The organism is Pseudomonas sp. ef1 (assembly GCF_007293365.2).
GTDB classification, from domain to species: domain Bacteria; phylum Pseudomonadota; class Gammaproteobacteria; order Pseudomonadales; family Pseudomonadaceae; genus Aquipseudomonas; species Aquipseudomonas siliginis.
This window is the reverse complement of record NZ_CM129815.1, coordinates 229,044-253,546: the sequence shown is the minus strand read 5'-3', so window position 1 is coordinate 253,546 and position 24,503 is coordinate 229,044. Positions and strand designations below refer to the sequence as shown.

Below are 24,503 nucleotides of genomic sequence, written 5' to 3'. Positions count from 1 at the left end.
GGGCTCGGACGCCATGCCGCACATCCTGATTGTCGAAGACGAAGCGGCGATTGCCGACACACTGATTTTTGCCTTGCAGGGCGAGGGGTTCAGCACCACGTGGCTGAACCTCGGCGCGGCGGCGCTGGAGCATCAGCGGCAGACGCCGGCCGACCTGATCATTCTCGATATCGGTCTGCCGGACATCAGCGGCTTCGAAACCTGCAAGCAATTGCGGCGCTTCACTGAAGTGCCGGTGCTGTTTCTCAGCGCCCGCGACGCCGAGATCGACCGCGTGGTGGGCCTGGAGATCGGTGCCGACGATTACGTGGTCAAGCCGTTCAGCCCGCGTGAAGTGGCGGCGCGGGTCAAAGCCATCCTCAAACGCATGGCGCCGCGCGCAACCCTGGAAGCAGGCTCAACGCTGTTTCGCATCGATGCCGAACGCGTGCAGATCAGCTATCGCGGCCAGCCGCTGAGCCTGACCCGCCATGAATTCCGCTTGTTGCAATGCCTGCTCGAACAACCTGAGCGGGTGTTCAGCCGCGAGCAATTGCTTGATGCGCTGGGCGTTGCCGCTGATGCCGGTTACGAGCGCAGCATCGACAGTCACATCAAAAGCCTGCGCGCCAAGTTGCGCCTGGTGCGCGCCGAGGCCGAGCCGATCCAGACCCATCGCGGCCTCGGTTACAGCTACAGCCCGGGGCACAGCTGATGTCGCTGGGGCTGCGGATCTTTCTGGTGTACGTGCTGTTTGTCGGCCTGACCGGTTATTTCGTCCTCAACACGGTCATGGAAGAAATCCGCCCCGGCGTGCGTCAGTCCACCGAAGAGACGCTGGTGGACACCGCCAACCTGATGGCAGAAATCCTGCGCGACGATTTCAAGGCCGGCACCCTCAGCGAGAACCGCTGGCCGCAATTGCTCCGCGCCTATGGCGAGCGGCAGCCGCAAGCGACCATCTGGGGCTTGCCGAAAAATCAGGTCAACCACCGCATCTACGTCACCGACGCCAAGGGCATCGTCGTGCTCGACTCCAGCGGCGTCGCGGTCGGCCAGGATTATTCGCGCTGGAACGACGTCTACCTGACCCTGCGTGGCGAGTACGGCGCGCGCTCCAGCCGCAGTGATCCTGACGATCCGAGCTCTTCAGTGATGCACGTCGGTGCGCCGATCCGCGACAACGGCAGGATCATCGGCGTGGTCACCGTGGCCAAGCCCAACAGTTCGTTGCAACCCTACGTCGATCGCACCGAGCGGCGCTTGCTGTTTTACGGCGCCGGACTGATCGGCCTCGGTCTGCTGTTCGGCGCTTTGCTCTCATGGTGGCTTAGTCGTGCGCTGCACCGTTTGACCGGTTATGCCCAGGCGGTCAGCGAAGGCCGGCGCGTGGAAGTGCCGCATTATCGCGGCGGCGAGCTGGAGCAACTGGCGACGGCGGTCGAGCAGATGCGCACGCAGCTCGAAGGCAAGGCCTACGTCGAGCGTTATGTGCACACCCTGACCCATGAATTGAAAAGCCCGCTGGCGGCGATCCGGGGCGCGGCGGAGTTGCTGCAAAGCGAGATGCCGGCCGTCCAGCGTTTGCGCTTTGTCAGCAACATCGACAGCGAAAGCGCGCGGATGCAGCAGTTGATCGAGCGCCTGCTCAACCTGGCGCAAGTCGAACAACGCCAAGGGCTGGAAGAACGGGTGGCAGTGCCGCTGGCGCTGTTGGTCGCAGAACTGCTCAAGGCGCAGGCCGCGCGGATCGAGGGCAAACAACTGCGCGTCGAGCAAGCGATCGGCGAGGATCTGCTGTTGATTGGCGAGCCGTTTCTGCTGCGCCAGGCGTTGGGCAATCTGCTGGAAAACGCCTTGGATTTCACCCCGGCGCAGGGCCTGCTGCGCTTGCGTGCCGAGCGGGTTGGCGAGCAGATCGAGTTCCGCCTGTTCAACCAGACCACGCCGATTCCCGATTACGCCTTGCCGCGTCTGACCGAACGCTTCTACTCGTTGCCGCGCCCGGACAGCGGACGCAAGAGCACCGGGCTGGGGCTGAACTTCGTTGAAGAAGTGGTCAAGTTGCATGGCGGGGTGATGCGCATTGGCAATGTCGAGGGCGGGGTTGAGGTGGTATTGCGCCTGCCTTGAAACCGAGTCGCGGCCTTCGCGAGCAGGCTCGCTCCCACAGGAGAATGCATTCTCCACACAATCTCCATATTCCCCCCACATTCCCACCACAGCGCATCCCCAGACTCTTCCCATCCAAACAGGGAGAGTCCCATGAACAAGAATCTGACCATCAAACTCGGCGCGATTGCCTTGTTGATCCTGCTGTTGCTGATCCCGTTGTTGATGATCGACGGCATCATCGATGAGCGTCAGCAACTGCGCGACGGCGTGCTCGAAGACATCGCGCGCAGTTCCAGTTACAGCCAGCAGCTGACCGGGCCGGTGATGGTAGTGCCATATCGCAAGGTGGTGCGCACCTGGAAAACCAACGAGAAAACCAACAAGCGCTACGAGGAGATCGGCGAAGCGCGCGGGCGTCTGTACTTTCTGCCAGAGCGTTTTGAACTCGACGGCCAGGTGCAAACCGAACTGCGCAAACGCGGCATTTACGAGGCGCGACTGTTCCACGCCGACAACCGCATCGATGGGCATTTTTCCCTGCCGGCGCAGTTGGGCATCAAGGAAAATTTTGCCGATTATCAGTTCGATGCGCCGTTCCTGGCTGTGGGGATCAGCGACATTCGCGGCATCGAAAACGCGCTGAAACTCGAGCTCGGCGGCCAGCAACTGGAATTCGTGCCAGGCAGTGAAGTGGCGTGGATCGGCGAGGGTGTACACGTGACCCTGCCGGCGCTCGACGCCAGCAAAGCCAAGCAACTGACCTTCGGTTTCGACCTGCGCCTGCAAGGCACCGGCTCGCTGCGAGTGGTGCCGGTGGGCAAGACCAGCAGCGTCAGCCTCGCCGCCAATTGGCCGCACCCCAGCTTCGTCGGCAACTTCCTGCCGGCCAAGCGCGAGATCAACGATCAGGGTTTCAGTGCCGACTGGCAGACCTCGTTTTTCTCCACCAACCTGCAAGAGGCAATGGAGCGCTGCGTCGCTGGTGACTGTGATGCACTCAACGGGCGCAGCTTCGGCGTGAGCTTCATCGATCCTGTGGATCAGTACCTGAAGAGCGACCGGGCGATCAAATACGCGCTGCTGTTTATCGTTCTGACATTCGCCGGTTTCTTCCTCTTCGAAGTGCTCAAGAGCCTGGCGGTGCACCCGGTGCAATATGCCTTGGTCGGTGTCGCGCTGGCGTTCTTTTACCTGCTGCTGTTGTCGCTGTCGGAACACATCGGGTTTGCGCTGGCGTATCTGTTGTCGGCCAGTGGCTGCGTGCTGTTGATCGGTTTCTATGTCAGCCACGTCCTGCGCAGCGCGCGGCACGGTTTGAGTTTTTCGGCCGGGCTGGCGGCGCTGTATGGCCTGCTGTACGGATTGCTAAGTGCCGAGGATTACGCGCTGCTGATGGGCTCGCTGATGCTGTTCGGTCTGCTCGGGGTGTTCATGGTGCTGACGCGCAAACTGGATTGGTACGGGATTGGTTTGAAACCGGCCAGGCCGCTGGAGTTTGATGTGGAGGCGATGCAATGAGCGGGTTGAGGGCTGAGCGCAGGGAAGTGGCGGTTCTGCTGACGCTGATTGTTGCAGCGCTGCCGCCGGAACCGAGGTGGTGCCATCGCTGGCAAGCCAGCTCCCACAGGATATATGCCGACACACAGGTCAGCGGTCTGTCCCGATTCAATGTGGGAGCTGGCTTGCCAGCGATGGGGGCAGATCAGGCGCCGCAGAATCAGGGCTTGGGCATTGTCGCCATCATGGACGGTCGCTGACTCACTTCAAAATACCAGTTGGCCAGTTGCGGATTGGCCGCGCGCCAGTCCATGTCCGGGAAACGCAGATCCAGATAGCCCAGTGCGCAGGCCACGCTGATCGCCGCGACATCGAAATGGCTGGTCAGCTCGGCAATCGCTTCGTTCTCCAGCACGGCGAGGGCGCGGCGGATCTTGTCGCGCTGGGCGTCGAGCCATTCGTCCCAGTGTTTTTCCACCGGGCGCAGGACAGTTTCATAACGCACCATCACCGAGGCATCCATGATCCCGTCAGCCATTGACGCCAGGGTCAGGCGCCGCCAGCGCGCCGCACCTTCACGGGGGATCAGCGGATTGCCGACGTGCTGCTGGTCGAGGTATTCGAGGATGACGCGGCTGTCATGGATGACATTGCCGTCGGCCAGGCGCAGGGCGGGGATCTTGCTCAGCGGGTTGTCGGCGATCAGCGCCGGGTCCGGGCTGACCGGGCTGAGCACGCAGTCCTGCAGCGCGACACGATCCTGCTGACCGGTTTCGTGCAGCAGCACCATGACTTTGCGGACAAAGGGCGACAGGGTGTTGTGGTACAGGGTCATGCTGGGGGCGGACATGGAGGAACCTCAGTGGTCGGCGAAGAGCAGGAGATTAGCTGTAGGAGCTGCGGAACGCTGCGATCTTTTGATCTTGATTCTGCTGTCAAAAGCAAAAGATCGCAGCGTTCCGCAGCTCCTACAAGGGTTTCAGCTTCGCGGCAGAAAACCTTTTATGGCCAGAAATGCCGGTACGCCAAGCCCGACCCAGCTCAACGCATCCCAGATTCCATCCCCCAGCAACGCCGCAAACAGCCCCGCCGCACTGAGCAAGGCGATCACGATCGGTGTGCTGAAAACCTTCCAGAAACTCGACTGACGCGGCTTCATGCCGAGGCCTCCGCCGCTTCCAATACAGGCTTGGCCGCCTTGCGCCGCACCACCCACAAATACACCCCACTGGCCAGCACGATGATCGTCAGCACATCCAGCGTCGCCCAGAGAATCTTCATCGGCATGCCGCCGTAGTCACCAAAGTGCAGCGGCTGCGACATGCCCATGGCGTCCATGTACCACGGCCGTTCGGCCACGGCGGTGACCTGCAAGGTCGTGGCGTCGATCAGCACCGGTGTCAGCAGGTGCGAGGTCAGGTGCGTGCCGCCCTTCATGAACACCGAATAATGGTGCTCGCTGGAAAAACGGGTGCCGGGGAAGGCGATGAAATCCGGTTTCATCCCCGGTGCGACTTCCTCGGCGATGTCGAGCAGCCGCGTGGCCGGCGCCAGTTGAGTCAGCGGCGGCGCATCGCGATACGGCGCGATCAGGGTGGTCAGCGCGTCGTTGCGCCAGGCGGCGATGAGCAGGTCGGCGCAGGCGCTGATCACCCCGGTCACGCCCACCACCAGGCACCAGGTCAAAGTGACGACGCCGATCAGGTTGTGCAGATCGAGCCAGCGCAGTCTTGTCGACTTGTCCTGGCGCACGGTGCCAAATTTCAAGCGGCGCATGAACGGCAGGTACAGCACCGTGCCGGAGACGATCGCCACGACAAACAGCAGACCCATGAACGCCAGCAGCAGCTTGCCCGGCAGCCCGGCGAACATGTCGACGTGCAGGCGCAGGATGAACAGCATCAAGCCACCGTTGGCCGAAGGGGTTTCCAGCGCTTCGCCAGTGCGCGCATCGAGCATGAAGGTGTGCGAAGAGTTCGGCTCGGTGTCGGCCGTCCTGGCCATGATCGCGAACGCCGCGTTCGGCTCTTCGTCGTCATAACCGAAGTACTGCATGACTTCGCCCGGGCGATGTTTCTGCGCGGCATCGACCAGTTGCTGCAGGTCGAGTTGCGGCGTGTCGGCCGGCATCTCGCGCAGCTCCGGGGCGTTGCCCAGCGCGTGATCAATCTCGTGGCTGAAAATCAGCGGCAGACCGGTCAGTGCGAGCATCAGCAGAAACACGGTGCAGATCAGGCTGGTCCAGGTGTGGATGAACGACCAACGGCGGATGGTTTTACTTTTCATTGCATGACCTTCAAAAACACCAAAGCCGTCCGGTACGGACGGCCTGGGAACAGGGCCTGTTTCAGCTCACTGGCTTACCACTTGTAAGTGGCGCTGGCGACGACACTGCGCTGGTCGCCGTAGTAGCAGTAGAAGCTGTCGCAGGTGGAAATGTAGTCCTTGTCGAACAGGTTGGTCGCATTCACCGCCAGCGACGCACCTTTGAGGCTGTTGTCCAGACGGCCGAGATCATAATGCACGCTGGCGTCGAACACGGTGTAGGCGTCAGCCTTGCCCAGCCAGGTGTTGGCCTTGTCGCCGTAGGTATTGCCGGTGTAGCGCACGCCGGCGCCAATGCCGAAACCGTCGAGCACGCCGGCGTGCCAGGTGTAGTCGGTCCACAGCGAGGCTTGTTGGTTGGGCATCAGTTGCAGACGATTGCCCTTGTCGACGCCTTTCTGCACTTCGGACTTGGCCAGGGTGTAGGCGGCGATGACTTTGAGGTTGTCGGTCACATCCGATACCGCTTCAAGTTCCAGGCCTTTGACCTTCACTTCGCCAGTCTGGCTGGTCACCGAGACGTTGTTGACGAAGGTGTTCACCGCGACGTTCTTTTGGGTCAGGTCATACACGGCGGCGGTCAGCAGGGTCTTGCTGCCCGGAGGCTGGTACTTGATGCCCAGTTCCCATTGCTTGCCTTCGGTCGGCTTGAGCGAGCCGGTCGAGGTGGCATCGGCACCCGTGGTCGGCTGGAAGGATTCGGCGTAGGACAGGTACGGCACGAAACCGTTATCGAAGACGTAGCTGAGCGCCGCGTTGCCGCTGAATTTCTTGTCACGCTGAGTGTTGGTGGCGTCGCTCTGGTTGATGAATTGGGTGCTGGTGTGCACCCAGTCTTCACGGCCGCCGAGGGTCAGGCGCCACTGATCGAGGGCCATTTGGTCCTGCACGTAGAGGCCGGTCTGGTAGGTCTTCTGGTTGTAGTCGTAAAACGCCGTGGAGCGTGCTGGACGTACGATCGGCTGGCCGTAGATCGGGTTGATGACGTTGGTTTGCAGACCATCGCCAAAGATCGAGGTGTAGTTGGTGTTGCTGCGCTGGTGATCCAGACCCAGCAGCAAGGTGTGGCGAATGTTGCCCGTGGCGAAGTCGGCCTGGAAGTTGTTGTCCACGGCAAACTGACTGATGTCTTCGTCGGCGTTAGTGGTACTGCGACCGACATTGCCTTGATCGTCCACGGTAAATCCGGCAAACGATGGGTTGTAACTGTTAACGGTCACGGTCTGGAACGACAGGTCAGATTTGGTGTAGCGCAGATTCTGCTTGAACTGCCAGACATCGTTGAGGCGATGTTCGAAGGCATAACCCAGCGCGTAATAGGTGCGGTCGTAATAATCGTAGTCGGGATCGCCGAGATTCTTGTGATGGGAAATCTTGCCGAACGGCATGTCGATCTTGGTGCCCTGGATGGGATAGAACTGGCTGGTGACGCCGGTATCATCGCGGGTGAACTGGCTCAGCAGAGTGATTTTTGTATCGTCGTCGATGTTCCAGGTCAGGCTCGGTGCGATGTTGTAGCGCTTGTTGTCGATGTGGTCGATTTGCGTATCGCTGTCGCGCACCACGCCGCTGAGGCCATAGAGAAACTGCCCGGCGTCATCGATCTTGCCGGTGCTGGCGAAGTTGATCTGGCGGTGGTTATCGCTGCCGTATTGCAGCTGGATTTCACTGCTGGCTTCAGCGCTCGGGCGGCGGCTGACCATGTCGAGCAAACCACCCGGCGGGGTCTGGCCGTACACCGACGAGGCCGGGCCACGCAGCAGGGCGAGGCGGTCGAGGTTCCAGGTTTCCTGTTTCGGGTTGGCGTACACGCCTTTGGGCAGCGGCAGGCCATCGAGGAATTGGGTCGGCTCGAAACCGCGTACGCGCAGCCAGTCGGCACGGGTGTCGCTGCCGTAGCTGCTGGCGGTGATGCCCGGCATGTAGCGCACGGCATCATCAAGGCTGTGCACGCTGCGGTCGTCCATTTGCTGACGGGTCGCCACCGAGATCGAACGCGGTGCTTCGACCAGGGCGGTGTCGGTCTTGGTGCCGGCGGCGGTGCGGGTCGCGGTGTAGCCTTCGACCGGGCCCCAGGCGCTTTCGAAGTTTTCCACGCCGATGACCGAAGTTTCCGGCAGGGCCAGCGTGCCTTCAGGCACGGCCACCAGGGTGTAGGTGCCGGCGCTGCTCTGTTCCAGTTGCAGACCGGTACCGCGCAAGGCCGCGCGCAGGGCTCCGGCGGCGTCGTACTGGCCGTTGACCGGGGCCGAGGTCTTGCCGGCCGCCAGCGCAGGATTGAGCGTCAGGGCGAGGCCGCCCTGGCTGGCGATCTGGTTCAGGGTGGTCGACAGCGGCGCCGCCGGCAGGTTGTAGGCGCGCACGCTGGACGCTTGCTCAGCGGCGAGCAACGGGCTGCTGATCAGCGGCGTGCCGAAAGCGATGGCAAAAGCCAGCAGACTGGGGCGCAACAAGGTGTCTGGCGAACGGGACATACAGCGGCTCCTGAATGGAAATATTTCTCAATTGCCTGTGTGCCGGACGAGATTGGAAAAGTGATAGGGCTGGGTGGAAATTATTTTTTGCTGGAAAGGTTGTTGGGGCTGATGCCGTCATCGCGAGCAGGCTCACTCCCACATTGATCGTTCCCAGGCTCCGCGTGGGAATGCCTCAATGGACGCTCTGCGTCCGCTTCGGCAGGGACGCACAGCGCCCCGGGCTGCATTCCCACGCAGAGCGTGGGAACGATCATGTCAAGGGGCGGAGGGCTCCGCCTTCGCCACGGTGACCCAATACGGCGTATGCCGCTCGATCTGCACCGGCAGAGTCGGCAGCAAAGCGCTCAGGGCCTTGTCGGTGTCGTGCAACGGAAAGCTGCCGGTAATGCGCAGATCGGCCACTTCCGGCGCCACGCCCAGATGGCCACGACGATAGCGCCCCAGCTCGTGCACCAGATCGCCCAGCCGTGCGTTGTCCACCACCAGCATGCCGCGCGTCCAGGCATCGGCGCCGGGGGCGAGGGCGGCAATCGAGCCCAGCCCGTCACTGCGCAGCAACACCTGCTGGCCTTCGCGCAGAATCTGTTCTTGCGAGTCGGCCTGGGCATGGGCCGCGACCGCCGACTGCAACACGCTCAGGCGGGTGCCATCGTCCTCGCGCTTGACCAGAAACCGCGTGCCCAGCGCGCGCATGCTGCCTTCGCGGGTTTCGACGATAAACGGCCGCGCATCGCCATGCCCGGTCTCGACGAGGATTTCGCCTTCCTGCAGCACGATCAAGCGGCGCTCGTCATCGAAGCGTACGTCGACCGCGCTGTGGGTATTGAGGTTGAGCAGAGTGCCGTCGGACAGGCGCACGCTGCGCTGTTCACCGGTGGCGGTGCGCTGATCGGCGAGCCAGTAATCCAGCGGCAGATAGCGCTCGCTGACAAACAGCCCGAGCCCGATGATCACCACGACACTGGCCAGCCCGCTGCCGAGTTTGCGCACGCGGCGGCGAATGCCTTCGCGCGATTGCAGCAACGCACTTCGGGCCGGGCCTTTGGCGACACTGAAGCGCTGATCGAGCATGCCCAACTGGCGCCACGCGCGGGCGTGTTCTTCATGGGCGGCATGCCACTTGGCGAATTCCTCGCGCTCCAGCGCGGTGCTCGAGTCGAGGGTCAATTGCCACGCAATCGCCGCGTCCAGCACATGCGCCGGCACCGGGCGCGAACTGGCCGCCGTCATGTCGGCTCACCGTACAGGGCGATGTAACACTGACGCAGGCCTTGCGCCAGATACTGCCGCACGCGCGGCACTGACACGCCGAGTCTGGCGGCGATTTCGCCGTGGCTGAGGCCGTCGAGGCGGTTATACAGGAAGGCCGCACGAGCCTTGGTCGACAACTTGCCGAGCAGGCGATCGATGGCCTTTAGGTCGTCGAGGATCATTTGCTGTTCTTCCACCGACGGCTGTTCGTCTTCGGGGATCAGCATCAGTTCGGTGAGGTAGGCCTGTTCCAGCGCGGCGCGGCGGAAGTAGTCAAACAACAGGCCTTTGGCGATCGCCACCAGAAACGCTCGAGGTTCGCGCGGTGTCAGCAGTTCGTCGCGGTTGAGCAGGCGCACGAAGGTGTCCTGGCTCAGGTCCTCGGCACGCTGCGGACACGCCACATTGCGCCGCAACCACGCCAGCAGCCAACCGCGATGGTCGCGATACATCGCACCGACGAGCTCACTGTGGGGGTTGGGCACTGACGACACCGGACATCACCGATTGGGAAATGTTAACTAACGAGAATAGTTCGCGATTCTGGCAGAGGTGGGAATGGTTAGCAATTGGCCACTGGTCAGGTGATAGGGCTGCATGCCTCTGTAGGAGCTGCCGAAGGCTGCGATCTTTTGATCATGCTGTTTATAAAATCAAAAGGTCGCAGCCTGCGGCAGCTCCTACAGGGGTAGTGCTAGAAAGAGTGAGTTTGCTGCCGCCGCTTCCACTGACTCAACCGCTGCTGCAGCTGCAACGGACTGAGAATCTGCTGCCCCCGCGCGCGGCTGAACAGAATCAATGCCAATTCTGCCGTGGCCAGCGCATCGGCACTGGCGTTATGCCGCTCGAACACTTCGAGCCGGAACCACTCGATCCACTCATCCAGCCCGGCCTCGCGAATCTGCGCCTGCGGACACAGAAACGGCGCGATATCTGCCACATCCAGAAACACATGCTGCAGCTTATGCCCCAGGTGTTCTTTCACTGCGCGCCCGAGCATGTGCTGATCGAACGGCGCATGAAACGCCAGCACCGGACTGTCGCCGATGAACTCCAGCAACTCCAGCAACGCTTCCGCCGGGTCGCTGCCTGCGGCAATCGCATTCGGTCCCAAGCCATGAATCAGCACGCTGGGGCTGAGCTTCAATTCGCGGCATTGCAAGGTGCGTTCGAACTGCTGACGGAAATCGATCGCGCCGTCCTCAATCACCACCGCGCCGATCGACAGGACCCGATCCTTGCTCATATTCAGGCCGGTGGTTTCCAGGTCCAGCACCACCCAGCGCTGCTCACGCAGGCTGCATTCGCTCAGCTCGGCAAGCGCCGGCAGATTCGCCAGCCGCTGCTGTAGATCCGCCGACACTACGGGACTTGACGGGCGCAGCCAGGAAAACAGGCTCATAGCTGATACCGCAAGCTCAGGCTGCTCTGCAGGCGTTGCGCTTGGCGCAGGGATTCACGCAGGATGCGCCGGTCAAGGTGATTGAGGCTGTCGGGATCGACGCGGTTGGAGTACGGCTGGTTCTCTCGGGTCTGGAGCTGATGCTGCTGCATGCGCGTTTGCTGAATGAAGTGATAGGCCTCTTCATACGCCGCGCCGTCGAGCGGCTCGATGACTTGTTTATCGACCAATTGGCGGAAACGCTCGAGGGTGTTGTTGGCGTCGATGCCGTTGGCCAGCGCCAGCAAACGGGCACCGTCGACGAACGGCGTCAGACCCTGAATTTTCAGATCCAGCGTGGCCTTCTCACCGTTCTTGCGTGCCAGCACGAATTCACGGAAGCGCCCAACGGGAGGGCGATTGCGCAGCGCATTTTCGGCTAGCATGCGCTGGAACAGACGGTTGTCACCGACCTGATCGAGGATGCCCCGGCGCAATTGCTCGCAGCCTTGTTCATCGCCCCAGACCACGCGCAGGTCGAAATAAATGCTCGAACCCAGCAGGTTCTCCGGCGTGGCTTCGCGGATGAACGCCGCGAAGCGTCGCGCCCATTCGGCCCGCGACAGACACAGCTCGGGATTGCCGGCCATGATGTTGCCCTTGCACAGGGTAAAGCCGCACAGCGCCAGGCTCTGGTTGATCTGCTGGGCAATCGGCAGCAGCTTGCCGCGTATCTCCGCTGCGTGCGCCGCATCGCGGGCATCGAACAGGATGCCGTTGTCCTGATCGGTGTGCAGCGTCTGCTCGCGGCGGCCCTCGCTGCCGAAACACAGCCAACTGAACGGCACACCCGGGTCGCCCTTTTCCGCAAGGGTCAGTTCGATCACCCGGCACACCGTGTGATCGTTGAGCAGGGTGATGATGTGGGTGATTTGCGTCGACGACGCGCCGTGGGCGAGCATGCGTTCGACCAGTTGGCCGATCTCGCCGCGCAAGGTCATCAGTTGCTCGATCCGTTGCGCGCTGCGGATGGTCCGGGCGAGGTGCACCAGATCGACCCGTTGCAGGGAGAACAGATCACGCTCGGACACCACGCCGCACAGGCGTTGATCCTTGACCAGACAGACGTGAGCGATGTGCCGCTCGGTCATGGCGATCGCCGCATCGAAGGCGCTGTGATCCGGCGACAGATAAAACGGTGATCGAGTCATGTGCTGTTCGATGGCGTCGCTGAAATCGCCGACACCTTCGGCGACCACATGGCGCAAATCGCGCAGGGTGAAAATCCCCAGCGGCGCCTTGTGCTCATCCACCGCGACGATGCTGCCGACCTGTTGCTCGTGCATCAGCTTCACCGCTTCACGCAGTGGTGTATCGGCGCTGCAGGTCACCGGATGGCGCATCGCAAGTTCACCGAGACGAGTGTTCAGCGAGTATTGGGTGCCGAGGGTTTCCACGGCTTTTTGCTGGACTTGCTGGTTGACCTGATCGAGCAGGCTGCTGACCCCACGCAAGGCGAAATCGCGGAAGGCGCTGGAAAGGGCGAACAGTTTGATGAACGCCAGTTTGTTCAGTTGCAGGCAGAAGGTGTCTTCGCCCGCCAGATGTTCGGTGCGTGTGGCGCGCTCACCGAGCAGCGCGGCCAGCGGAAAGCATTCGCCGGTGGTGATTTCGAAGGTGGTCTCTGTGCCGGGCTTGGCGATGTGCTGGCGTTCGCCGACCACCCGACCCTGTTTGACGATATAAAAGTGCTCCACCGGGCCGTCAGCCGGTTTGATGATGCTCTCGCCCTGGGCAAAAAAACGCAGCTGACATTGCTCCACCAGATAGGCGAGGTGGGCGTGTTCCATCTGATTGAAGGGCGGGAAGCGCTGAAGGAATTGCAGGGTGCCCTGAATGTTCTGCAACACCGCGGTTTTCCCTGCCTGGGTGAAGGCGTCCGCTTTGCTCATAACCATTACCGCAGTCTTTTTCGAATTGTTGTTGTCGGATCGTTGCCACCATGGTCGACCCCGGCGGGCAGGGTGCCCATTGGACGTAAGTCTAGGTTTTGCCACCATTGGCCGATTTTCGGAAATAACCTACGCAAAAGCTCGGAAAAGCTTGCGCTAGCCACTTGGAAAAAATTCCGACGAAGTGCACATTGAAGCGCTGTCCGGTGATGTCTGACGACTTGCCAGGGATTGTTTGAACATTTAGAGAGCGCCATGTCCGACCACGATATTTTGAGCGACGCCGAGCGAGAAGCGCTCAGCGCAGTGATGCTCGAACCTGATCTGCCGCCGCAGCGTGTCCTGATCGTCGACGACGACAAGGACGCCCGCGAGCTGTTGTCGGAGATACTCGCGCTGGACGGCATTCGCTGCATGACCGCAGCCAGCGGTGAAACCGCGCTGAAAATGCTCGATGAAAAGCCTTCGATCGGTCTGGTGATTACCGACCTGCGCATGGGCAATGTCGACGGCCTCGAGCTGATTCGCCAGGTGCGTGAATCGGTACGGGCAGCGATGCCGATCATCATCGTCTCCGGCGATGCCGACGTGAAAGACGCGATCGAAGCGATGCATTTGAGCGTGGTGGATTTTCTGCTCAAGCCGATTGATACGGGGAAGTTGCTTGAGTTGGTGAAACACGAATTGGGCATTGAGCCCTGAATATTTGAGGATCAAAAGATCGCAGCCTTCGGCAGCTCCTACAGGTGATCCCATGTAGGAGCTGCCGAAGGCTGCGATCTTTTGACTTTGCGTTTAAAAAAAAGGCCCTGATCTCTCGATCAGGGCCTTTTTTCACTTCCAGCGTCAGCGCAAATTACAGACCATTCGCGGCCTTGAATTCGCGACGACGACGGTGCAGCACCGGCTCGGTGTAGCCGTTCGGTTGCCTGGTGCCTTCGATCACCAGTTCGACCGCCGCCTGGAAGGCGATGTTGCTGTCGAAGTCCGGTGCCAGCGGGCGATACAGCGGGTCGTTGGCGTTCTGACGGTCGACCACCGGCGCCATGCGCTTGAGGCTTTCCATCACTTGCTCTTGGCTGACGATACCGTGGCGCAGCCAGTTGGCGATGTGCTGGCTGGAGATACGCAGCGTCGCACGGTCTTCCATCAGGCCAACGTCGTTGATATCCGGCACTTTCGAGCAGCCGACACCCTGGTCGATCCAGCGCACCACGTAACCGAGAATGCCCTGGGCATTGTTGTCCAGTTCGTTCTTGATCTGCTCTGGCGTCCAGCTTGGGTTCACTGCCAGTGGAATGGTGAGGATGTCGTCCACCGAGGCGCGCGCACGTTTGGCCAGTTCAGCCTGACGCGCAAACACGTCAACCTTGTGGTAGTGCAGCGCGTGCAGCGCAGCGGCAGTCGGCGATGGCACCCAGGCAGTGTTGGCGCCGGCGAGTGGGTGAGCGATTTTCTGCTCGAGCATCGCTGCCATCAGATCCGGCATCGCCCACATGCCTTTACCGATCTGCGCACGACCTTGCAGGCCAGTGCTCAGACCGATATCGACGTTCCAGTTTTCGTAGGCGCCGATCCACTTCTCGGCCTTCATGTCAGCCTTGCGCACCACTGGGCCGGCCTCCATGGAAGTGTGGATTTCGTCGCCGGTACGGTCGAGGAAACCGGTGTTGATGAACACCACGCGCTCGCTGGCGGCCTTGATGCAAGCCTTGAGGTTGACCGTGGTGCGGCGCTCCTCGTCCATGATCCCGACTTTCAGGGTGTTGCGCGGCAAGCGCAGGACATCTTCGATACGCCCGAACAGCTCGTTGGTGAACGCCGCTTCTTCCGGGCCGTGCATTTTCGGTTTGACGATGTACACCGAACCGGTGCGGGTGTTGCGCCGCGAAGTGTTGCCGTTGAGGTTGTGCATTGCCGCCAGACAAGTCACCAGACCATCGAGAATGCCTTCCGGCACTTCGTTGCCTTGGCTGTCGAGGATCGCATCGATGGTCATCAGGTGGCCGACGTTGCGCACGAACAACAGCGAACGACCGTGCAGGGTCACTTCACCGCCGTTGGGCGCGGTGTAGGTGCGATCCGGGTTCATGGTGCGGGTGAAGGTCTGGCCGCCCTTGGACACGGATTCCGCGAGGTCGCCCTTCATCAGGCCGAGCCAGTTGCGGTAGATCACCACTTTGTCGTCGGCATCGACGGCGGCCACGGAATCTTCGCAGTCCATGATCGTGGTCAGCGCCGCTTCCATGAGGATGTCTTTGACGCCGGCGGTGTCGGTCTGGCCGACCGGGGTGCTGGCGTCGATCTGGATTTCGAAGTGCAGGCCGTTGTGCTTGAGCAGAACGGCGATCGGCGCGTTGGCGTCACCCTGGAAACCGATCAACTGAGCGTCATCGCGCAGGCCGCTGTTGCTGCCGCCCTTGAGCGTCACGACCAGTTTGCCGTCAGCGATCCTGTAGCCGGTCGAATCGACGTGGGAGCCGGCGGCCAGTGGCGCGGCTTCGTCGAGGAAGGCGCGGGCGAAGGCGATGACTTTGTCGCCACGCACCTTGTTGTAGCCTTTGCCTTTTTCCGCGCCACCGTCTTCGCTGATCGCGTCGGTGCCGTAGAGGGCGTCGTACAGCGAACCCCAGCGGGCGTTCGAGGCGTTGAGCGCGAAGCGCGCATTCATCACCGGCACGACCAGTTGCGGGCCGGCGGTGCGGGCGATTTCATCGTCGACGTTTTGCGTCGTCGCCTGGAAATCAGCCGCTTCTGGCAGCAGATAACCGATCTCTTGCAGGAAAGCTTTGTAGGCCACGGCATCGTGCGCCTGGCCGGCATGCTGCTGATGCCAGGCATCGATGCGCGCCTGGAAGTCATCGCGTTTGGCGAGTAGGGCTTTGTTCTTCGGCGCCAGGTCATGAATGACCTTGTCGGCACCTTCCCAGAATTGTTCGGCGGTGAGGCCGGTACCGGGAATGGCTTCGTTGTTCACGAAGTCGAACAGGACTTTGGCGACCTGCAGGCCACCGACTTGAACGTGTTCAGTCATTGCTTGCCTCACTCTGCTCAGCTATTTCGCTTTTCAGCTCGTCAATTTAACAATGAAGCTTCCGGCCATTTAAACCACAAACCTGCGGACCAGTACATGCCATTGCTGGCGGCTGGGCTAGGACCAATCAACGGCTTGGAGGCCTTGCTGACGGGGCTTTCAGGGTTGCGAAGGGCCTTGGGCAGACATCGATCCAGCGTTATGTAGTGCGCGCTGCGGCATACTACATGATGAGTTGCGCTTGTGAAAATCAGACTAATTACGTCGTTCTGCGACCTCATGACGCATTGCGGTCACGTCGCGGAACGGGATGTTCTCAAAAAAGCATTGGATTGTTCCAGCTAAATATCGAAAGTTGTACACATAATTGCTGTTTGACTGCTATGGCGCAGTTTGGCGTCTCCCCCTTTGCGATGAGCGAATCTGTGGCGAGGGGATTTATCCCCGTTGGGTGGCGAAGCCGCCCCCTGCGGTCCGGCTGGCAGACCCAATTGGCAGGACTCACGACTGCTGCGCAGCCGGACGGGGATAAATCCCCTCGCCACAGGTCATCATCTGCCAGCACTGGGTCAGGCTGAATCAATCCGCTTGCCTATACTTGCCCTTCGATAACAAAAGTCATGACAAGAGGGCTGCGCCATGGACCATCTCGTACTCACCGTTTTCGCCCCGGACAAGCCCGGGCAGGTCGAGCGCATCGCCCAATGCATCGCCGAGCACGGCGGCAATTGGCTGGAAAGCCGCATGTCACGCATGGCCGGGCAGTTCGCCGGGATTCTGCGCGTGGGCGTGCCGGCGGAGGCTTACGACGAACTGGTCGATGCCCTGCAAGCGCTGTCGGCCCATGGCATTCGGGTATTGATTGCCGAAAGCGGAGTGGAGCAGTCCTGCACGTGGAAACCGATCGCCATGGAACTGGTCGGCAATGACCGACCGGGTATCGTTCGTGATATCACTCGCCTGTTGAGCGAGCAGGGCGTGAACCTGGAGCGGCTGGTAACTGAGGTGCGCCCGGCGCCGATGAGCAGCGAGCCGCTGTTTCACGCCGAGGCGATTCTCGCGGTACCGCTGACCTTGTCGCTCGACGTTCTGCAGGCGCGCCTGGAAACCCTGGCCGATGATCTGATGGTCGAATTGGTGTTACGCACAGAGGTTTGAGCGTTCACAGGGTTATTCAGGTTTAACGTGCACCTGCCTGTGGATAACCTGTAGAGACAGAGCGCCACGCCACGCCGGCCGTGGCTTTGCGCAGGTTGATCAAAAAACCGCCAACATTCAGTGACTTGCGCCCAAACGGCGGGGATCACGCTGTGGATAAGCTTGGGAAGGAACGATGCAGGCCACGAGAACCGTGGCCTGTGGAGGTTTGTGCGTTTTTTGATCAGGCGCGCCGGCGCAAACTTATCCACGCATCAACGCTGTAGACCGCCAGACCGGCCCAGATAAACATGAACGCGACCAGCGTGCTGGACGACAAATGCTCGCCAAACAGCAGCACGGCTTGCAGCAACACCAGCGTCGGCGCGATGTATTGCAGGAAGCCGATGGTGGTGTAGGGCAAGTGGCGGGTGGCGGCGTTGAAACACACCAATGGCACCAGCGTCACCGGGCCGGCAGCCACGAGCCACCAGGCTTCAGAGGTGGTCCAGAAGGCCGGCTGCACACTCGTGGCAGTCTGATTGAACAGCAACCACGCAATCGCGATCGGCACCAGCATCCAGGTTTCCACCACCAGCCCCGGCAATGCCTTGACCGGCGCCTGCTTGCGGATCAGGCCATAGAAACCGAAGGTCAGCGCCAGCGCCAGCGACACCCACGGCAAGCTGCCGACCTGCCACACCTGCTGCGCCACGCCGATGGCAGCGAGACCGACCGCGACCCACTGCATGCGCCGCAGCCGTTCGCCAAGGATCACCATGCCCAACAGCACATTGACCAGCGGATTGATGTAGTAACCCAGACTCGCCTCGAGCATGCGGCCGTTGTTCACCGACCAGACATAGGTCAGCCAGTTGGCCGCGATCAGCGTGCCGCTCAGGGCCAGAATCGCCAGGCGTTTTGGATTGTCGAGCAGCTCGCGCAGCCAGCCCGGGTGTTTCCACACCATCAGCAGCAACGCACCGAACAGCGCCGACCACAGCACCCGATGGATGATGATCTCGACGGCCGGGACTTCAGCGATGGCTTTGAAATAGATCGGGAACAGGCCCCAGATGATGTAGGCGCTCAGGCCCAGAATGTACCCGCGACGCGGGTTGGCGGCTTGCATGCAGAATCCTTGCTCAGGCAGCTGACAAAGAAAGGATTGTAAGGAGGTTGTATAGATGTGTCGTGTCAGAAAGCAAAAAGATCGCAGCCTTCGGCAGCTCCTACAGGGATATGCATTCCAAGGTAGGAGCTGCCGAAGGCTGCGATCTTTTGATCTTTGATCAGAAAAGTTTCAGCGGCTCTTCATTCAGTGCCGCCAGCTGCTCACGCAACGCCAGCACCTGGTCGCCCCAATACCGCTCCGTGCCAAACCACGGAAAGCTGCGCGGGAATGCCGGGTCGTCCCAGCGCCGCGCCAGCCAGGCGCTGTAGTGCATCAGGCGCAGGGCGCGCAACGGTTCGATCAGTGCCAGTTCGCGCGGGTCGAAATCATGGAATTCGTTGTAGCCGTCCATCAATTCCGACAACTGCCCCAGACACTCCTGGCGATCGCCGGCGAGCATCATCCAGATGTCCTGCACCGCCGGGCCCATGCGGCAATCGTCGAGGTCGACGATGTGGAACATCTCGTCGCGGCACATCATGTTGCCGGGGTGGCAGTCGCCGTGCATGCGGATGTTCTGGTGCGGCGTGGCGGCGTAGACGTCCTCGACGCGTTTGAGCAGGTCGCGGGCAACAGACTCGTAAGCCGGCAGCAGGCTTTTGGGAATGAAATTGCCTTCGAGCAAAGTGTTCAGCGAGGCATGGCCGAAGTTTTGCACCGCGAGGGCTTCGCGGTGCTCGAACGGCTTGGTGCCGCCCACCGCATGCATGCGCCCGAGCAACTGGCCGAGGCGATACAGCTGATCAAGGTTGCCCGGCTCCGGCGCGCGGCCCCCACGGCGCGGGAACAGGGTGAAGCGAAAACCGGCGTGCTCATGCAGGGTTTCGCCGTTGTGGATCAGCGGCGCTACCACCGGGATGTCGATGTCGGCCAGTTCGAAGGTGAACTGGTGCTCTTCGAGGATGGCCTCGTTGGTCCAGCGCTGCGGACGATAGAACTTGGCAATCAGCGGCTCGGAGTCTTCGATACCGACCTGATACACACGGTTTTCGTAGCTGTTGAGCGCCAGAATGCGCGCATCGCTGAGGAAACCGATGCTTTCAACGGCATCCAGGACGAGATCGGGGGTGAGGGTTTCAAACGGGTGGGCCATGCTGACTCCTGCGCGCAGCAGGCTGCTGCGTCCGGCTCGGCATGGTAGCGCAGATGGCGGCGGCGGAGGTGGTTGGTGTCATTGCTGATGCCATCGCTGGCAAGCCAGCTCCCACAGGTTTTGCGCAAGACCTGTGGGAGCTGGCTTGCCAGCGATGAGGGTTTGTCAGGCGCCGACGATCCCACCATCCTCGCGCGTAATCGCCATCACCGAAGACCTTGGCTTGCCATTGGGCAGGTGCTCGGGGAAGGTCGAACCACCGTTTTCGCCCGGATGCTGAATCCCGACAAACAGGGTTTTCTGATCCGGCGAGAAGCTGATCCCGGTCACTTCACAACCCACCGGCCCGACCATGAAACGGCGAATCTCACCGGTCGCAGGATCGGCGCAGAGCATCTGGTTGTTGCCCATGCCGGCGAAGTCGCCAGCGTTGCTCGAGTCGCCGTCGGTGAGAATCCACAGGCGTCCGGCCTTGTCGAAACCCAGACCGTCGGGGCTGTTGAACATGTTCTGCGGGGTGATGTTCGATGAGCCACCCTTCGGCGTCCCGGCATGCACGCCCGGGTTGCCGGCGACCACAAACAGATCCCAAGCGAATGTCTTCGAGGCATGGTCATCGCGGTCGGTGCGCCAGCGCAGAATCTGCCCATAGACGTTCTTCTCGCGCGGGTTCGGCCCGCCCACCGGTTGACCGTCTTCGCCACGTTTGGCGTTGTTGGTCAGGGTGCAATAAACCTGGCCGTCCTTGGGGCTGACGACGATCCACTCCGGGCGGTCCATGCGTGTTGCGCCGACGACGCTGGCGGCGAGGCGCGCGTGAATCAGCACTTCCGCCTGATCGGCAAATCCGCTGCTGGCGTCGATGCCGTTCTTGCCGTGGGTCAGTTCGATCCACTGGCCCCGGCCTTTCGGGTGATCAGGGTTGCCGTCGCCGGCATCGAATTTGGCCACATACAACGTGCCGTGATCGAGGATGTCGCGGTTAGCCTTCTGATTGCGATGGTTGATGCGGTCGCGGCTGACGAATTTGTAAATGAACTCGCCACGCTCGTCGTCGCCCATGTACACCACAGCGCGACCATCGTCGGTCTCGGCGAGTGCGGCGTTTTCATGCTTGAAGCGGCCCAGGGCGGTGCGTTTGACCGGAGTCGATTGCGGATCGAATGGGTCGATCTCGACCACCCAGCCGTGACGGTTGAGCTCGTTGGGGTTCTTGGCCATGTCGAAGCGCGGGTCGTGCGGGTGCCAGTTGATGTCCTTGCTGCTGGCGACAACGCCGTAGCGCTTTTGCGCGGCATCGAACTGCTGCTGGGCGTTGCTGCTGCCGAAGCAGTCGGTGAAGTTTTCTTCACAGGTCAGGTAGGTGCCCCACGGCGTCTTGCCGTTGGCGCAGTTCTGGAACGTGCCGAGGACTTTTTTGCCGTGCTTGTCGGCGGCGGTTTTCATCAAGTCGTGGCCGCGGGCCGGACCGCTGATGCGCAGCGGCGAGTTGCCGTGGATGCGGCGGTTGTAGCGCGAGCCCTGGACGAATTGCCACTGGCCGTTCTTGCGCTGTACTTCGATCACCGACACGCCTTCGCAGGCCAATGCCTTGCGCACATCCTCAGCCGACTGCGGCATGCCGCCATGCGGATACAGGTAGCGATAGTTGGTGTATTCGTTGTTGATCGCCATCAGCGCGCGGTTCTTGTCGTCCGGGAAGGCGAACAGGCTCATGCCGTCGTTGTTGTCGCCGAACTGCACTTCCTGCGCAGCAGCGGTGCCGTTACCGCTCGGATCGAAGGCCGGGCCGTTCTTGTGCAGCGGCTGGCCCCAACTGATCAGCACCGAAGACTTGTAGCCCTTGGGCAGGCTGATGGCGTCGGTGGTCGCTGCCGGGATGCTCTCGAAACCGAGCAGGCGGCTGTTGCCGGCGCTGACGCTGGCGGCCATGACGCTGCGGCTCAGCAGGTTGCCGCCGAGGAACATCGCCGCGCCGCACAAGGCACCGGCGCTGATGAAACCGCGACGGCTGAGGCCGACCATTTTTTCCAGATCAGTGGATTGGTTTTCTTCTAATAGGCTCACATCAGGCTCCCTGCTTGGTTATGGCCAACACCTTAATGCGGGTCGATGACGCTTTTGTGGCAAGACAAATCAGAGCGGCGTGCCGATCAGCACGTTGGACGGCGCACATTGCACCTGCACCAAATCGCCGACGCCCAGTCTCTGGTTGCGCAAGTGCAGCGGTTCCGCCAAGGCGCAAAGTGTCTGGCCGTTGGGCAGGGAAATGCGCACTTCGCTGGGACCGTCCTCGGCATCGAGAATCGCTTCGATGGTGCCGCGCAGGACATTGTGTCCGGGCGTTGCCGACTGATCGGCGCCGAGCAACTCAAGCCAGCCAGCCTTGATCAGCGCCATCACTTCGGTACCGATCTGCAATTCCAGATGCACGGTGCTGTCGTGGGTGATCTGCGCCTCCAGAGCAATGCCTTCGGCCAGTTCAAGGTGGATCAAGTCATTGCGACCCTGCGCCTGAATCGCTGCCACCGTGCCATGCAGCTGATTGCGCGCGCTGGTCCTGAGCATCAGGCGCCCGAGCAGGTCGAGATCGCTGGCGTCTTCCGCCGCTTCCAGCACCTGCGCCTGCAACGCCTGCAATTTCTGATACAGGCGCAGCACCCGCTGGCCCTCGCTGGACAGTCTGGCGCCGCCACCACCCTTGCCGCCCACCACGCGCTCGACCAAGGGTTTCTGCGCCAGGTTGTTCAGCTCATCGATCGCATCCCACGCCGCCTTGTAACTGAGCCCCGCGCTCTTCGCCGCACGGGTGATCGAGCCTTGCTCGGCGATGTGTTGCAGCAGGGCAATGCGCTGCGGGCGGCGGACGATGTGCTGGGACAGCAGGGTGGGCAGGGACATGGCAGAACGCTTCTGGCTCGGGCGATGAAATGGACGTTGGCCACTTGCAACGCATGAGTCAAGCCTGACGCAAAGCCCCCTGTGGGAGCGAGCCTGCTCGCGAAAGCGGTTTGACCAACAACAGCTTTGTTGAATGTGATGCCCATTCGCGAGCAGGCTCGCTCCCACACGATATCCGTATTCGCTTCAGGTACCGGGCTTCGGCGTACGGGCCAGGCAGTACACATCAACCCGCGCCGCACCTGCATTCATCAGCAACCGCGCCAATGCCTGAGCGGTTGCTCCAGTAGTCAGGACGTCGTCAACCAGCGCGCAATGGCGGCCACTGACCTGCGCGTCAGGCGCCAGCGCAAAGGCATTGCGCAAGTTGCGTTTGCGCGCCTTGGCGTCGAGATCCTGCTGGGCGTCGGTGTCCATGACTCGCCTTAGGAGCTGTTCTTCACAGGGCAGATCCAGAGAAACACTCAACCAGCGCGCGAGCATCGCCGCCTGATTGAATCCTCGCCGACGCAGGCGTTTATTCGCCAACGGCACCGGTAGCAACACATCGGGTCGCGGCAAGTCCTCGGCGAAGCGATGCTGCAGGTATTGGCCGAGAACGTCGGCGAGCAGGTGACCAAACGGCCATTTCGCGTTGTGTTTAAACCGTGTAATCAGACTGTCCACGGGGAAGCCATAAACCCAGGGCACGGCGACCTGTTCGAAGGCCGGAGGCTCTAGCAGGCATTCGCCGCAAGTCAGGCCATCCGCCGCCAGTGGCAAAGCGCAGCTCTGACAATGGCTGACGAGCCAGGGCAGCTCGGTTTCACAGGCCTCGCACATTGGCATTTGTGCTTCTGCGGGCTCATCGCACAGCAAACAGGTCTGTACGTTTTTTAAACAGATGTAAACCTGCCCCTTGTATTGCGGTTGACAGCGCATCGCTCTTCCTTAAATATGCCGAACATCCGTGTAGCGCCTGTGGGTATTCCGTTTCCCCCAGCGCCAGCCAAGCATAACCAAGGAATTGCCCATGAGCGCGAGCACCACCGCCACCCTGCGTCACGATTGGTCTCTGGCCGAAGTCAAAGCACTCTTCGTACAGCCATTCAACGACTTGCTGTTCCAGGCGCAAACGGTGCACCGCGCACATTTCAACGCCAACCGCGTGCAGGTATCGACACTGTTGTCGATCAAGACCGGTGCCTGCCCGGAAGACTGCAAGTATTGCCCGCAGTCCGGGCACTACAACACCGGGCTGGAAAAAGAAAAACTGATGGAAGTGCAGAAGGTCCTCGAAGAGGCGGCCCGCGCGAAAGCCATTGGTTCAACGCGTTTCTGCATGGGCGCGGCGTGGAAACATCCATCCGCCAAAGACATGCCGTATGTGTTGAAGATGGTTGAAGGAGTGAAAGCCCTCGGCCTGGAAACCTGCATGACTCTCGGCCGTCTCGATCAGGAGCAGACCGAAGCGCTGGCCAAGGCCGGTCTCGATTACTACAACCATAACCTCGACACCTCGCCGGAGTTCTACGGCAGCATCATCACCACCCGTACTTACAGCGAACGTCTGCAGACGCTGGCCTATGTACGCGAGTCGGGAATGAAAATCTGCTCCGGCGGCATTCTTGGTATGGGCGAATCGCTGGACGATCGCGCCAATCTGCTGATCCAGTTGGCCAACCTGCCGGAGCACCCGGAATCGGTGCCAATCAACATGCTGGTGAAAGTCGCCGGCACGCCGCTGGAAAACGCCGAAGACATCGACCCGTTCGACTTCATCCGCATGCTCGCCGTGGCGCGCATCCTCATGCCGCAATCCCACGTGCGCCTGTCCGCCGGTCGCGAAGCGATGAACGAGCAGATGCAGGCCCTGGCATTTTTCGCCGGCGCCAACTCGATTTTCTACGGCGACAAATTGCTCACCACCGCCAACCCGCAGGCGGACAAGGACATGCAATTGTTCGCGCGCCTCGGTATCCAGCCGGAGGCTCGCAAAGAGCACGCGGATGAAGTGCACCAAGCGGCGATCGAGCAGGCGCTGGTGGAGCAGAAAAGCAGCGAGCAGTTCTATAACGCTGCCATCTGACCATGGCTTGAAATGCAAAACCCTGTAGGAGCTGCCGAAGGCTGCGATCTTTTGACTTTGACTTTCTAAAACAAGATCAAAAGATCGCAGCCTTCGGCAGCTCCTACCCAGTCATTTGT

At 61.2% G+C, this 24,503-nt stretch carries 20 protein-coding genes; 6 read left to right on the top strand and 14 right to left on the bottom strand.

Going from position 1 to position 24,503, the window contains the following annotated elements:
* Nucleotides 1-13: 13 nt before the first annotated feature.
* The 3 genes from creB (at nucleotide 14) to creD (ending at nucleotide 3,612) form a co-directional block, all read left to right on the top strand.
* Nucleotides 14-694, top strand: a complete 681-nt coding sequence (gene creB, locus FEE99_RS01225) for a two-component system response regulator CreB (RefSeq protein ID WP_024014583.1) — start codon at nucleotides 14-16, stop codon at nucleotides 692-694.
* Nucleotides 694-2,112 (top strand): two-component system sensor histidine kinase CreC, encoded by a 1,419-nt coding sequence (gene creC, locus FEE99_RS01220; RefSeq protein WP_041476741.1) that lies wholly within the window; start codon nucleotides 694-696, stop codon nucleotides 2,110-2,112. Before creB ends, creC begins: the two co-directional genes overlap by 1 nt.
* Nucleotides 2,113-2,244: 132 nt before the next feature.
* Nucleotides 2,245-3,612: a cell envelope integrity protein CreD gene (creD, locus tag FEE99_RS01215; RefSeq protein WP_041476740.1), complete on the top strand. Its 1,368-nt coding sequence runs from the start codon at nucleotides 2,245-2,247 to the stop codon at nucleotides 3,610-3,612.
* Nucleotides 3,613-3,811: 199 nt separating this feature from the next.
* Here the strand turns inward: creD and FEE99_RS01210 are convergent, their stop codons facing one another.
* The 8 genes from FEE99_RS01210 to FEE99_RS01175 form a co-directional block, all read right to left on the bottom strand.
* Entirely contained in the window at nucleotides 3,812-4,441 is a 630-nt protein-coding gene (locus FEE99_RS01210) for a glutathione S-transferase (RefSeq protein WP_041476739.1), read from the bottom strand.
* A gap of 129 nt (nucleotides 4,442-4,570) precedes the next feature.
* A complete protein-coding gene (locus FEE99_RS01205; protein WP_041476738.1) occupies nucleotides 4,571-4,750 on the bottom strand; it encodes a hypothetical protein in 180 nt (59 codons plus the stop codon).
* Complete coding sequence (locus FEE99_RS01200) at nucleotides 4,747-5,877, bottom strand: PepSY-associated TM helix domain-containing protein (protein WP_064361249.1); 1,131 nt, start codon at nucleotides 5,875-5,877, stop codon at nucleotides 4,747-4,749. The genes FEE99_RS01205 and FEE99_RS01200 overlap by 4 nt, the downstream gene beginning before the upstream one ends.
* A 74-nt stretch (nucleotides 5,878-5,951) precedes the next feature.
* Nucleotides 5,952-8,390 carry a TonB-dependent siderophore receptor gene (locus FEE99_RS01195; protein WP_041476736.1) on the bottom strand — a complete coding sequence of 813 codons (2,439 nt, stop codon included), beginning with the start codon at nucleotides 8,388-8,390 and terminating at the stop codon, nucleotides 5,952-5,954.
* A 258-nt stretch (nucleotides 8,391-8,648) separates the two neighbouring features.
* Complete coding sequence (locus tag FEE99_RS01190) at nucleotides 8,649-9,623, bottom strand: FecR domain-containing protein (protein ID WP_041476735.1); 975 nt, start codon at nucleotides 9,621-9,623, stop codon at nucleotides 8,649-8,651.
* Nucleotides 9,620-10,096 carry an RNA polymerase sigma factor gene (locus FEE99_RS01185; RefSeq protein ID WP_221264883.1) on the bottom strand — a complete coding sequence of 159 codons (477 nt, stop codon included), beginning with the start codon at nucleotides 10,094-10,096 and terminating at the stop codon, nucleotides 9,620-9,622. The genes FEE99_RS01190 and FEE99_RS01185 overlap by 4 nt, the downstream gene beginning before the upstream one ends.
* A 242-nt stretch (nucleotides 10,097-10,338) precedes the next feature.
* Nucleotides 10,339-11,046 carry a 3'-5' exonuclease gene (locus tag FEE99_RS01180; protein ID WP_041476733.1) on the bottom strand — a complete coding sequence of 236 codons (708 nt, stop codon included), beginning with the start codon at nucleotides 11,044-11,046 and terminating at the stop codon, nucleotides 10,339-10,341.
* Complete coding sequence (locus FEE99_RS01175; protein WP_305965246.1) at nucleotides 11,043-12,977, bottom strand: putative nucleotidyltransferase substrate binding domain-containing protein; 1,935 nt, start codon at nucleotides 12,975-12,977, stop codon at nucleotides 11,043-11,045. The genes FEE99_RS01180 and FEE99_RS01175 overlap by 4 nt, the downstream gene beginning before the upstream one ends.
* Before the next feature lie 255 nt (nucleotides 12,978-13,232).
* Here FEE99_RS01175 and FEE99_RS01170 point away from each other — a divergent pair, with 255 nt between their 5' ends.
* Nucleotides 13,233-13,679, top strand: a complete 447-nt coding sequence (locus tag FEE99_RS01170; protein ID WP_016772851.1) for a response regulator — start codon at nucleotides 13,233-13,235, stop codon at nucleotides 13,677-13,679.
* Between the two features lie 154 nt (nucleotides 13,680-13,833).
* Here the strand turns inward: FEE99_RS01170 and FEE99_RS01165 are convergent, their stop codons facing one another.
* Nucleotides 13,834-16,011: a malate synthase G gene (locus FEE99_RS01165; RefSeq protein WP_041476731.1), complete on the bottom strand. Its 2,178-nt coding sequence runs from the start codon at nucleotides 16,009-16,011 to the stop codon at nucleotides 13,834-13,836.
* 639 nt (nucleotides 16,012-16,650) lie between these two features.
* Here FEE99_RS01165 and FEE99_RS01160 point away from each other — a divergent pair.
* Nucleotides 16,651-17,169: a glycine cleavage system protein R gene (locus FEE99_RS01160; RefSeq protein WP_016772854.1), complete on the top strand. Its 519-nt coding sequence runs from the start codon at nucleotides 16,651-16,653 to the stop codon at nucleotides 17,167-17,169.
* Between the two features lie 223 nt (nucleotides 17,170-17,392).
* Here FEE99_RS01160 and rarD read toward each other — a convergent pair whose 3' ends face one another.
* From rarD to FEE99_RS01135, 5 genes are all read right to left on the bottom strand, one after another.
* Nucleotides 17,393-18,280, bottom strand: coding sequence for an EamA family transporter RarD (rarD, locus tag FEE99_RS01155; RefSeq protein WP_041476730.1), 888 nt, complete (start codon nucleotides 18,278-18,280; stop codon nucleotides 17,393-17,395).
* Nucleotides 18,281-18,440: 160 nt separating this feature from the next.
* On the bottom strand, nucleotides 18,441-19,415 hold the full coding sequence (locus tag FEE99_RS01150; RefSeq protein WP_041476729.1) for a serine/threonine protein kinase: 975 nt from the start codon (nucleotides 19,413-19,415) through the stop codon (nucleotides 18,441-18,443).
* Between the two features lie 165 nt (nucleotides 19,416-19,580).
* A complete protein-coding gene (locus FEE99_RS01145) occupies nucleotides 19,581-21,482 on the bottom strand; it encodes a PhoX family protein (protein ID WP_064361248.1) in 1,902 nt (633 codons plus the stop codon).
* Nucleotides 21,483-21,551: 69 nt separating this feature from the next.
* On the bottom strand, nucleotides 21,552-22,316 hold the full coding sequence (locus FEE99_RS01140; protein WP_041476727.1) for a TOBE domain-containing protein: 765 nt from the start codon (nucleotides 22,314-22,316) through the stop codon (nucleotides 21,552-21,554).
* A gap of 186 nt (nucleotides 22,317-22,502) precedes the next feature.
* Nucleotides 22,503-23,237, bottom strand: a complete 735-nt coding sequence (locus tag FEE99_RS01135; protein WP_041476726.1) for a ComF family protein — start codon at nucleotides 23,235-23,237, stop codon at nucleotides 22,503-22,505.
* Between the two features lie 91 nt (nucleotides 23,238-23,328).
* Here FEE99_RS01135 and bioB point away from each other — a divergent pair, with 91 nt between their 5' ends.
* Nucleotides 23,329-24,384, top strand: coding sequence for a biotin synthase BioB (gene bioB, locus FEE99_RS01130; protein WP_041476725.1), 1,056 nt, complete (start codon nucleotides 23,329-23,331; stop codon nucleotides 24,382-24,384).
* The last annotated feature ends 119 nt before the right edge of the window (nucleotides 24,385-24,503 follow it).

Bases quoted from the DNA above. Each gene is read 5' to 3' on its own strand.
- FEE99_RS01210 (WP_041476739.1), bottom strand. From the start codon at position 4,441: ATGTCCGCCCCCAGCATGACCCTGTACCACAACACCCTGTCGCCCTTT.
- creC (WP_041476741.1), top strand. From the start codon at position 694: ATGTCGCTGGGGCTGCGGATCTTTCTGGTGTACGTGCTGTTTGTCGGC.
- FEE99_RS01160 (WP_016772854.1), top strand. From the start codon at position 16,651: ATGGACCATCTCGTACTCACCGTTTTCGCCCCGGACAAGCCCGGGCAG.
- FEE99_RS01185 (WP_221264883.1), bottom strand. From the start codon at position 10,096: ATGTATCGCGACCATCGCGGTTGGCTGCTGGCGTGGTTGCGGCGCAAT.
- FEE99_RS01175 (WP_305965246.1), bottom strand. From the start codon at position 12,977: ATGAGCAAAGCGGACGCCTTCACCCAGGCAGGGAAAACCGCGGTGTTG.
- FEE99_RS01140 (WP_041476727.1), bottom strand. From the start codon at position 22,316: ATGTCCCTGCCCACCCTGCTGTCCCAGCACATCGTCCGCCGCCCGCAG.
- FEE99_RS01170 (WP_016772851.1), top strand. From the start codon at position 13,233: ATGTCCGACCACGATATTTTGAGCGACGCCGAGCGAGAAGCGCTCAGC.
- FEE99_RS01195 (WP_041476736.1), bottom strand. From the start codon at position 8,390: ATGTCCCGTTCGCCAGACACCTTGTTGCGCCCCAGTCTGCTGGCTTTT.
- creB (WP_024014583.1), top strand. From the start codon at position 14: ATGCCGCACATCCTGATTGTCGAAGACGAAGCGGCGATTGCCGACACA.
- FEE99_RS01205 (WP_041476738.1), bottom strand. From the start codon at position 4,750: ATGAAGCCGCGTCAGTCGAGTTTCTGGAAGGTTTTCAGCACACCGATC.
- FEE99_RS01135 (WP_041476726.1), bottom strand. From the start codon at position 23,237: ATGCGCTGTCAACCGCAATACAAGGGGCAGGTTTACATCTGTTTAAAA.
- FEE99_RS01165 (WP_041476731.1), bottom strand. From the start codon at position 16,011: ATGACTGAACACGTTCAAGTCGGTGGCCTGCAGGTCGCCAAAGTCCTG.
- bioB (WP_041476725.1), top strand. From the start codon at position 23,329: ATGAGCGCGAGCACCACCGCCACCCTGCGTCACGATTGGTCTCTGGCC.
- FEE99_RS01200 (WP_064361249.1), bottom strand. From the start codon at position 5,877: ATGAAAAGTAAAACCATCCGCCGTTGGTCGTTCATCCACACCTGGACC.
- FEE99_RS01190 (WP_041476735.1), bottom strand. From the start codon at position 9,623: ATGACGGCGGCCAGTTCGCGCCCGGTGCCGGCGCATGTGCTGGACGCG.
- FEE99_RS01180 (WP_041476733.1), bottom strand. From the start codon at position 11,046: ATGAGCCTGTTTTCCTGGCTGCGCCCGTCAAGTCCCGTAGTGTCGGCG.
- creD (WP_041476740.1), top strand. From the start codon at position 2,245: ATGAACAAGAATCTGACCATCAAACTCGGCGCGATTGCCTTGTTGATC.
- rarD (WP_041476730.1), bottom strand. From the start codon at position 18,280: ATGCAAGCCGCCAACCCGCGTCGCGGGTACATTCTGGGCCTGAGCGCC.
- FEE99_RS01150 (WP_041476729.1), bottom strand. From the start codon at position 19,415: ATGGCCCACCCGTTTGAAACCCTCACCCCCGATCTCGTCCTGGATGCC.